At 49.7% G+C, this 10,467-nt stretch carries 2 protein-coding genes, 9 tRNA genes and 5 rRNA genes (1 of these 16 cut by a window edge); all 16 read left to right on the forward strand.

Annotation, left to right across the window (positions count from 1 at the left end):
• The first annotated feature begins 2 nt into the window (after positions 1-2).
• Entirely contained in the window at positions 3-503 is a 501-nt protein-coding gene (gene folK / locus QR721_RS00415) for a 2-amino-4-hydroxy-6-hydroxymethyldihydropteridine diphosphokinase (protein ID WP_348028158.1), read from the forward strand.
• 208 nt (positions 504-711) lie between these two features.
• A complete protein-coding gene (gene lysS, locus QR721_RS00420) occupies positions 712-2,193 on the forward strand; it encodes a lysine--tRNA ligase (RefSeq protein WP_348028160.1) in 1,482 nt (493 codons plus the stop codon).
• 391 nt (positions 2,194-2,584) lie between these two features.
• Positions 2,585-4,147, forward strand: a 16S ribosomal RNA gene (locus QR721_RS00425).
• 171 nt (positions 4,148-4,318) lie between these two features.
• Positions 4,319-7,231 (forward strand): 23S ribosomal RNA (locus QR721_RS00430).
• A gap of 123 nt (positions 7,232-7,354) precedes the next feature.
• Positions 7,355-7,470, forward strand: a 5S ribosomal RNA gene (rrf, locus tag QR721_RS00435).
• A gap of 34 nt (positions 7,471-7,504) precedes the next feature.
• A tRNA-Val gene (locus tag QR721_RS00440) sits at positions 7,505-7,580 on the forward strand.
• Positions 7,581-7,586: 6 nt separating this feature from the next.
• Positions 7,587-7,662, forward strand: a tRNA-Thr gene (locus QR721_RS00445).
• Between the two features lie 6 nt (positions 7,663-7,668).
• A tRNA-Lys gene (locus QR721_RS00450) sits at positions 7,669-7,744 on the forward strand.
• A gap of 5 nt (positions 7,745-7,749) precedes the next feature.
• Positions 7,750-7,834 (forward strand) — tRNA-Leu (locus tag QR721_RS00455).
• Positions 7,835-7,844: 10 nt separating this feature from the next.
• Positions 7,845-7,916 (forward strand) — tRNA-Gly (locus tag QR721_RS00460).
• A 9-nt stretch (positions 7,917-7,925) separates the two neighbouring features.
• Positions 7,926-8,011 (forward strand) — tRNA-Leu (locus QR721_RS00465).
• Positions 8,012-8,014: 3 nt separating this feature from the next.
• Positions 8,015-8,091: transfer RNA gene (locus QR721_RS00470), tRNA-Arg, on the forward strand.
• A 6-nt stretch (positions 8,092-8,097) separates the two neighbouring features.
• Positions 8,098-8,174, forward strand: a tRNA-Pro gene (locus QR721_RS00475).
• A 21-nt stretch (positions 8,175-8,195) separates the two neighbouring features.
• Positions 8,196-8,271 (forward strand) — tRNA-Ala (locus QR721_RS00480).
• A gap of 119 nt (positions 8,272-8,390) precedes the next feature.
• Positions 8,391-9,953 (forward strand): 16S ribosomal RNA (locus QR721_RS00485).
• A gap of 171 nt (positions 9,954-10,124) precedes the next feature.
• Positions 10,125-10,467 (forward strand): 23S ribosomal RNA (locus QR721_RS00490); it runs 2,570 nt beyond the window's last position.
• The 16S, 23S and 5S rRNA genes sit together here with 9 tRNA genes alongside, the layout of an rRNA operon.

Here is a 10,467-nt window from a genome sequence, read left to right on the forward strand (position 1 = left end):
TTATGACACAAGCATTTATTGCACTTGGAACAAATATCGAACCACGCGAAAATCATTTCATTAAAGCACTTGAAATGTTGACTGATCATTCTGGGATCCTGATCCAGAAGATTTCTTCTATATATGAGACAGATCCGGTCGGCTACGAAGATCAGGAAGACTTCCTGAACATGGTCGTTGAAGTTGAAACAGATTTGACCGCGGAGGAGCTCTTGCGCTACTGTCAGTTAATTGAGGAACGACTTGGCCGAGTACGGACAATCCGCAATGGTCCACGTACTATTGACCTTGATATTTTGCTTTACAGTCAGGAAAGTATACGACTTGTTGATTTGGAGATTCCACATCCGCGTATGCATGAGCGGGCCTTTGTTCTTGTTCCTCTTGGTGAAATTGCACCTGAAATCATTGTGCCAGGTACAGGGGAGTCTGTTCAGAAACTGCTGAATGCATTATCTGAAGAGGAGAAAGCTGGCGTTCGTACATGGCCGCAAGAAAGCTGATTATAAGGTTTACGTGCCTGAAGTTGTGAGTATAAGATTCAAAAGTATATAAGCATTGATAATTGTGTCGTAAAGAAAAATAAGATTAAGGACACAGTTTATGACGGATCCCCTTAATCTACTGATGCAGAAATGAACCGATTTCTATATACTTGTTGGTGGACAAGTGTTGTAAATAGCTATAAATAATAATATTGGAGTGAACAGCATGTCAGAAGAATTGAATGAACATATGCGTGTCCGGCGCGATAAGCTGGAAACATACAATGAAATGGGGATAGATCCGTTCGGTGGTAAGTTTGTCCGAACTCATCTTACAAATGAACTTGTAGACAGTTATGAAAACTATTCAAAAGAGGAACTTGAAGCAGAAGAGCATAAAGTGACAGTTGCCGGCCGAATCATGACGAAGCGTGGTAAAGGTAAAGCAGGCTTTGCTCATATCCAGGACTTGGGCGGTCAGATCCAGATTTATGTTCGTAAAGATACAGTTGGCGACAGTGCATACGAGATGTTCAATACTATTGACCTTGGTGATATCGTCGGAGTTACAGGTGTCATGTTCAAAACAAAAGTAGGAGAGCTATCTATTAAGGCACAGGAAATCCATCTGCTTTCCAAATCTTTGCGTCCGCTCCCTGAGAAATATCATGGTCTCCAGGATATCGAACAACGCTATCGTCAGCGTTACCTTGATTTGATCACAAACCCGGAGAGCCGCGATACTTTTGTTATGCGTTCAAAGATCATTCGTTCTATGCGTCAGTACTTGGATGGACAAGGCTTCTTGGAAGTTGAGACGCCGATGATGCATAGCATTCCGGGAGGGGCAGCAGCCCGTCCATTCATTACACACCATAACGCGCTTGATATCCCGCTTTATATGCGTATTGCAATAGAGTTGCATTTGAAGCGCCTTATAGTAGGTGGCTTGGAAAAGGTCTACGAAATTGGTCGTGTATTCCGTAATGAAGGTGTATCAACACGCCATAATCCTGAATTTACAATGATTGAATTGTACGAAGCTTATGCAGACTACGAGGATATCATGGCACTCACAGAGAATATGGTTGCTCATATTGCTAAGGAAGTGCTTGGAACGACAACTGTTATGTACGGCGAGGAAGAAATCAATCTTGCGCCTAAGTGGAAGAGACTTCATATGGTTGATGCTGTTAAAGAATACACAGGTGTTGATTTCTGGGAGAAGATGAGTGATGAACGTGCTCGCGAACTTGCGAAAGAACATGGAGTGGATATCAAGGATTCCATGCAATTCGGTCATGTAGTTAATGAGTTCTTTGAGCAAAAAGTTGAAGAACAACTTATTCAGCCTACATTCATTTATGGGCATCCTGTTGAGATTTCACCACTTGCCAAAAAGAACAAAGAAGATGAACGTTTTACAGACCGCTTCGAATTGTTCATCGTTGCTCGTGAACATGCAAATGCATTTACTGAGCTGAATGATCCGATTGACCAGCGCGAACGCTTTGAGGCACAAGTAGCTGAGAGAGATGCAGGTAATGATGAAGCTCACCTTATGGATGAAGACTTCCTTGAGTCTCTTGAATATGGCATGCCGCCAACAGGTGGCCTTGGGATTGGTATTGACCGTCTTGTCATGCTGCTTACGAACTCACCGTCCATCCGTGATGTCCTGCTCTTCCCGCAAATGCGTAATAAATAATAAGTATAGTAAAAGGGAGTGCGCTCATTATGCGTACTCTCTTTTACTATTTCTCTATTATGGATAGAGAGAACGCTTTTTAATTTGGTTAAAAATTTTTACTTTGGATAAACTATTGTTTTTCAAATAGGTGCGTGGTATAGTTATAAACGTTCCAAAGAGGACACCTCAAAAACTTCAATAACAATTGAAACACTTTGCTAGGTAGTTATTTAAAAAGTGTTGACTTTATATGAAGGATTTGATAAGATAGATAAGTCGCCAAAACAAAGCGACCAACAAATTCGCTCTTTGAAAACTGAACAAACAACCATTTATGTCAGTAAGAAACGGTATAACCGTTTAAGTTTTACTAGCTAAGACATCATCTTCGGATGATGTGAAACAAACTTTTTTGGAGAGTTTGATCTTGGCTCAGGACGAACGCTGGCGGCGTGCCTAATACATGCAAGTCGAGCGCGGGAAGCAGGCAGATCCCTTCGGGGTGATGCCTGTGGAACGAGCGGCGGACGGGTGAGTAACACGTGGGCAACCTGCCTGCAGGATCGGGATAACTCCGGGAAACCGGAGCTAATACCGGATAATACTTTCTTCTTCATGGAAGAAAGATGAAAGACGGTTTCGGCTGTCACCTGCAGATGGGCCCGCGGCGCATTAGCTAGTTGGTGAGGTAACGGCTCACCAAGGCAACGATGCGTAGCCGACCTGAGAGGGTGATCGGCCACACTGGGACTGAGACACGGCCCAGACTCCTACGGGAGGCAGCAGTAGGGAATCTTCCGCAATGGACGAAAGTCTGACGGAGCAACGCCGCGTGAGTGATGAAGGTTTTCGGATCGTAAAACTCTGTTGTAAGGGAAGAACAAGTACGATAGTAACTGATCGTACCTTGACGGTACCTTACCAGAAAGCCACGGCTAACTACGTGCCAGCAGCCGCGGTAATACGTAGGTGGCAAGCGTTGTCCGGAATTATTGGGCGTAAAGCGCGCGCAGGCGGTCCTTTAAGTCTGATGTGAAATCTTGCGGCTCAACCGTAAGCGGTCATTGGAAACTGGAGGACTTGAGTGCAGAAGAGGAGAGTGGAATTCCACGTGTAGCGGTGAAATGCGTAGAGATGTGGAGGAACACCAGTGGCGAAGGCGACTCTCTGGTCTGTAACTGACGCTGAGGCGCGAAAGCGTGGGGAGCGAACAGGATTAGATACCCTGGTAGTCCACGCCGTAAACGATGAGTGCTAGGTGTTAGGGGTTTCCGCCCCTTAGTGCTGAAGTTAACGCATTAAGCACTCCGCCTGGGGAGTACGGCCGCAAGGCTGAAACTCAAAAGAATTGACGGGGGCCCGCACAAGCGGTGGAGCATGTGGTTTAATTCGAAGCAACGCGAAGAACCTTACCAGGTCTTGACATCCTCTGACAACGGTAGAGATACCGCTTTCCCTTCGGGGACAGAGTGACAGGTGGTGCATGGTTGTCGTCAGCTCGTGTCGTGAGATGTTGGGTTAAGTCCCGCAACGAGCGCAACCCTTGATCTTAGTTGCCAGCATTAAGTTGGGCACTCTAAGGTGACTGCCGGTGACAAACCGGAGGAAGGTGGGGATGACGTCAAATCATCATGCCCCTTATGACCTGGGCTACACACGTGCTACAATGGATGGTACAAAGGGCAGCGAAGCCGCGAGGTGAAGCAAATCCCATAAAACCATTCCCAGTTCGGATTGTAGGCTGCAACTCGCCTACATGAAGCAGGAATCGCTAGTAATCGCGGATCAGCATGCCGCGGTGAATACGTTCCCGGGCCTTGTACACACCGCCCGTCACACCACGAGAGTCGGCAACACCCGAAGTCGGTGAGGCAACCCTTACGGGAGCCAGCCGCCGAAGGTGGGGCCAATGATTGGGGTGAAGTCGTAACAAGGTAGCCGTATCGGAAGGTGCGGCTGGATCACCTCCTTTCTAAGGATATGAAGTTCAAGCTTCTTCGGAAGTTGAATGGATTCGGAAGACATAAACAGGTTGTTTGTTCAGTTTTGAGAGAGTGAATCTCTTTCAAACTAGGATAGTTTGTTCCTTGAAAACTAAATAAGAGCAAAACAAGACATCAAAACGTTTTAACGCGTCAAACTTAGTTAAGTGAATAAGGGCGCACGGTGGATGCCTTGGCACTAGGAGCCGAAGAAGGACGGGACTAACGCCGATATGCCTCGGGGAGCTGTAAGTAAGCATTGATCCGAGGATTTCCGAATGGGGAAACCCACTGTTCGTAATGGAGCAGTACGTTCATCTGAATACATAGGATGATCGAGGCAGACCCGGGGAACTGAAACATCTAAGTACCCGGAGGAAGAGAAAGCAAATGCGATTTCCCAAGTAGCGGCGAGCGAAACGGAAACAGCCCAAACCAGAAGGCTTGCCTTCTGGGGTTGTAGGACACTCTATACGGAGTTACAAAGGAACGGGATAGACGAAGCGGTCTGGAAAGGCCCGCCATAGAAGGTAACAGCCCTGTAATCGAAATTTCGTTCTCTCCAGAGTGGATCCTGAGTACGGCGGAACACGTGAAATTCCGTCGGAATCCGGGAGGACCATCTCCCAAGGCTAAATACTCCCTAGTGACCGATAGTGAACCAGTACCGTGAGGGAAAGGTGAAAAGCACCCCGGAAGGGGAGTGAAAGAGATCCTGAAACCGTGTGCCTACAAGTAGTCGAAGCCCGTTTATGGGTGACGGCGTACCTTTTGTAGAATGGACCGGCGAGTTACGTTTGCATGCAAGGTTAAGCAGAAGATGCGGAGCCGCAGCGAAAGCGAGTCTGAATAGGGCGATTTGAGTATGCAGGCGTAGACCCGAAACCGTGTGATCTACCCATGTCCAGGGTGAAGGTCAGGTAACACTGACTGGAGGCCCGAACCCACGTATGTTGAAAAATGCGGGGATGAGGTGTGGGTAGGGGTGAAATGCCAATCGAACACGGAGATAGCTGGTTCTCTCCGAAATAGCTTTAGGGCTAGCCTCAAAGATCGAGTACCGGAGGTAGAGCACTGATTGGACTAGGGGCCCTCACCGGGTTACCGAATTCAGTCAAACTCCGAATGCCGGATACTTAGCTTTGGGAGTCAGACTATGGGTGATAAGGTTCATAGTCGAAAGGGAAACAGCCCAGACCGCCAGCTAAGGTCCCAAAGTATACGTTAAGTGGAAAAGGATGTGGAGTTGCCCAGACAACCAGGATGTTGGCTTAGAAGCAGCCACCATTTAAAGAGTGCGTAATAGCTCACTGGTCGAGTGACTCTGCGCCGAAAATGTACCGGGGCTAAACGTATCACCGAAGCTGCGGATTGTCTTCGACAATGGTAGGAGAGCGTTCCAGTCGCTGTGAAGTCAGACCGTGAGGACTGGTGGAGCATCTGGAAGTGAGAATGCCGGTATGAGTAGCGAAAAAGAGTGAGAATCTCTTTCACCGAATGCCCAAGGTTTCCTGAGGAAGGCTCGTCCTCTCAGGGTTAGTCGGGGCCTAAGCCGAGGCCGAAAGGCGTAGGCGATGGACAACAGGTTGATATTCCTGTACCACCTCTTAGTCGTTATGAGCAATGGGGGGACGCAGTAGGATAGGGAATGCGCACTGATGGATATGTGCGCCCAAGCAGTTAGGGAGTCAGATAGGCAAATCCGTCTGGCAATCCTGAGCTGTGATGGGGAGGGAAATTTAGTACCGAAGTTCCCGGTTCCACACTGCCGAGAAAAGCCTCTAGCCAGATTAAAGGTGCCCGTACCGCAAACCGACACAGGTAGGCAGGTAGAGAATACTAAGGTGAGCGGGAGAACTCTCGTTAAGGAACTCGGCAAAATGACTCCGTAACTTCGGGAGAAGGAGTGCTTCTCTGCCGAGAAGCCGCAGTGAATTGGCCCAAGCGACTGTTTAGCAAAAACACAGGTCTCTGCGAAGCCGAAAGGCGAAGTATAGGGGCTGACACCTGCCCGGTGCTGGAAGGTTAAGGGGAAGTGTTAGCGCAAGCGAAGCACAGAACTGAAGCCCCAGTAAACGGCGGCCGTAACTATAACGGTCCTAAGGTAGCGAAATTCCTTGTCGGGTAAGTTCCGACCCGCACGAAAGGTGCAACGACTTGGGCACTGTCTCAACGAGAGACCCGGTGAAATTATACTATGCGTGAAGATGCGCATTACCCGCGACAGGACGGAAAGACCCCGTGGAGCTTTACTGTAGCCTGATATTGAATGTTTGTACAGCTTGTACAGGATAGGTGGGAGCCTGAGAAACGTGAGCGCCAGCTTGCGTGGAGGCATCCGTGGGATACCACCCTGGCTGTATGAACCTTCTAACCCAGGGCCGTGATCCGGTCCGGAGACAGTGTCAGGCGGGCAGTTTGACTGGGGCGGTCGCCTCCTAAAAGGTAACGGAGGCGCCCAAAGGTTCCCTCAGAATGGTTGGAAATCATTCGTAGAGTGCAAAGGCAGAAGGGAGCTTGACTGCGAGACCTACAAGTCGAGCAGGGACGAAAGTCGGGCTTAGTGATCCGGTGGTTCCGCATGGAAGGGCCATCGCTCAACGGATAAAAGCTACCCCGGGGATAACAGGCTTATCTCCCCCAAGAGTTCACATCGACGGGGAGGTTTGGCACCTCGATGTCGGCTCATCGCATCCTGGGGCTGTAGTCGGTCCCAAGGGTTGGGCTGTTCGCCCATTAAAGCGGTACGCGAGCTGGGTTCAGAACGTCGTGAGACAGTTCGGTCCCTATCCGTCGTGGGCGTTGGAAGTTTGAGAGGAGCTGTCCTTAGTACGAGAGGACCGGGATGGACACACCGCTGGTGTACCAGTTGTTCCGCCAGGAGCATAGCTGGGTAGCTACGTGTGGAAAGGATAAGTGCTGAAAGCATCTAAGCATGAAGCCCCCTCAAGATGAGACTTCCTCGCACTTTAAGTGAGTAAGATCCCTCAGAGACGATGAGGTTGATAGGTCCGAGGTGGAAGCGTGGTGACACGTGGAGCTGACGGATACTAATAGATCGAGTACTTAACTATCTTTAATTTGATTCTTGTCTAACGCTCTTATTTAGTTTTCAGGGTGCAAATATTCCTTGAAAAAAGGCTTGCATTCTCTATAGGAAATAGGATATAATAGTCTTCGTTCTTAAGAGAAGTATGTCTGGCAGTGATGGCGGGGAGGTCACACCTGTTCCCATACCGAACACAGCAGTTAAGTTCCCCAGCGCCGATGGTAGTTGAGGCTTTGCCTCTGCAAGAGTAGGACGCCGCCAGGCATGAACGCAAGTTCATTAAAAAGTGTATACATTCGGAGGATTAGCTCAGCTGGGAGAGCACCTGCCTTACAAGCAGGGGGTCGGCGGTTCGATCCCGTCATCCTCCACCATGTTAAGCCGGCCTAGCTCAATTGGTAGAGCAACTGACTTGTAATCAGTAGGTTGGGGGTTCAAGTCCTCTGGCCGGCACCACTTCGAGAGCCATTAGCTCAGTTGGTAGAGCATCTGACTTTTAATCAGAGGGTCGTAGGTTCGAATCCTACATGGCTCACCATCCTTGCGGGTGTGGTGGAATTGGCAGACACGCTAGACTTAGGATCTAGTGTCTTACGACGTGGGGGTTCAAGTCCCTCCACCCGCACCATTTTTAATAGGCGGAAGTAGTTCAGTGGTAGAACATCACCTTGCCAAGGTGGGGGTCGCGGGTTCGAATCCCGTCTTCCGCTCTATTGTATGCCGGGGTGGCGGAACTGGCAGACGCACAGGACTTAAAATCCTGCGGTAGGTATCTACCGTACCGGTTCGATTCCGGTCCTCGGCATTTGCGCCCGTAGCTCAATTGGATAGAGCGTCTGACTACGGATCAGAAGGTTAGGGGTTCGACTCCTCTCGGGCGCGCCATTTTAACGGGAAGTAGCTCAGCTTGGTAGAGCACATGGTTTGGGACCATGGGGTCGCAGGTTCAAATCCTGTCTTCCCGACCATGAAATACACATACTTTTAATGGGGCCTTAGCTCAGCTGGGAGAGCGCCTGCCTTGCACGCAGGAGGTCAGCGGTTCGATCCCGCTAGGCTCCACCATTTTTATTTTTTTCGCTCTTTGAAAACTGAACAAACAACCATTTATGTCAGTAAGAAACGGTATAACCGTTTAAGTTTTACTAGCTAAGACATCATCTTCGGATGATGTGAAACAAACTTTTTTGGAGAGTTTGATCTTGGCTCAGGACGAACGCTGGCGGCGTGCCTAATACATGCAAGTCGAGCGCGGGAAGCAGGCAGATCCCTTCGGGGTGATGCCTGTGGAACGAGCGGCGGACGGGTGAGTAACACGTGGGCAACCTGCCTGCAGGATCGGGATAACTCCGGGAAACCGGAGCTAATACCGGATAATACTTTCTTCTTCATGGAAGAAAGATGAAAGACGGTTTCGGCTGTCACCTGCAGATGGGCCCGCGGCGCATTAGCTAGTTGGTGAGGTAACGGCTCACCAAGGCAACGATGCGTAGCCGACCTGAGAGGGTGATCGGCCACACTGGGACTGAGACACGGCCCAGACTCCTACGGGAGGCAGCAGTAGGGAATCTTCCGCAATGGACGAAAGTCTGACGGAGCAACGCCGCGTGAGTGATGAAGGTTTTCGGATCGTAAAACTCTGTTGTAAGGGAAGAACAAGTACGATAGTAACTGATCGTACCTTGACGGTACCTTACCAGAAAGCCACGGCTAACTACGTGCCAGCAGCCGCGGTAATACGTAGGTGGCAAGCGTTGTCCGGAATTATTGGGCGTAAAGCGCGCGCAGGCGGTCCTTTAAGTCTGATGTGAAATCTTGCGGCTCAACCGTAAGCGGTCATTGGAAACTGGAGGACTTGAGTGCAGAAGAGGAGAGTGGAATTCCACGTGTAGCGGTGAAATGCGTAGAGATGTGGAGGAACACCAGTGGCGAAGGCGACTCTCTGGTCTGTAACTGACGCTGAGGCGCGAAAGCGTGGGGAGCGAACAGGATTAGATACCCTGGTAGTCCACGCCGTAAACGATGAGTGCTAGGTGTTAGGGGTTTCCGCCCCTTAGTGCTGAAGTTAACGCATTAAGCACTCCGCCTGGGGAGTACGGCCGCAAGGCTGAAACTCAAAAGAATTGACGGGGGCCCGCACAAGCGGTGGAGCATGTGGTTTAATTCGAAGCAACGCGAAGAACCTTACCAGGTCTTGACATCCTCTGACAACGGTAGAGATACCGCTTTCCCTTCGGGGACAGAGTGACAGGTGGTGCATGGTTGTCGTCAGCTCGTGTCGTGAGATGTTGGGTTAAGTCCCGCAACGAGCGCAACCCTTGATCTTAGTTGCCAGCATTAAGTTGGGCACTCTAAGGTGACTGCCGGTGACAAACCGGAGGAAGGTGGGGATGACGTCAAATCATCATGCCCCTTATGACCTGGGCTACACACGTGCTACAATGGATGGTACAAAGGGCAGCGAAGCCGCGAGGTGAAGCAAATCCCATAAAACCATTCCCAGTTCGGATTGTAGGCTGCAACTCGCCTACATGAAGCAGGAATCGCTAGTAATCGCGGATCAGCATGCCGCGGTGAATACGTTCCCGGGCCTTGTACACACCGCCCGTCACACCACGAGAGTCGGCAACACCCGAAGTCGGTGAGGCAACCCTTACGGGAGCCAGCCGCCGAAGGTGGGGCCAATGATTGGGGTGAAGTCGTAACAAGGTAGCCGTATCGGAAGGTGCGGCTGGATCACCTCCTTTCTAAGGATATGAAGTTCAAGCTTCTTCGGAAGTTGAATGGATTCGGAAGACATAAACAGGTTGTTTGTTCAGTTTTGAGAGAGTGAATCTCTTTCAAACTAGGATAGTTTGTTCCTTGAAAACTAAATAAGAGCAAAACAAGACATCAAAACGTTTTAACGCGTCAAACTTAGTTAAGTGAATAAGGGCGCACGGTGGATGCCTTGGCACTAGGAGCCGAAGAAGGACGGGACTAACGCCGATATGCCTCGGGGAGCTGTAAGTAAGCATTGATCCGAGGATTTCCGAATGGGGAAACCCACTGTTCGTAATGGAGCAGTACGTTCATCTGAATACATAGGATGATCGAGGCAGACCCGGGGAACTGAAACATCTAAGTACCCGGAGGAAGAGAAAGCAAATGCGATTTCCCAAGTAGCGGCGAGCGAAACGGAAACAGCCCAAACCAGAAGGCTTGCCTTCTGGGGTTGTAGGACACTCTATACGGAGTTACAAAGGAACGGGATAGACGAAG

The organism is Aciduricibacillus chroicocephali (assembly GCF_030762805.1).
Taxonomy (GTDB): domain Bacteria; phylum Bacillota; class Bacilli; order Bacillales; family Amphibacillaceae; genus Aciduricibacillus; species Aciduricibacillus chroicocephali.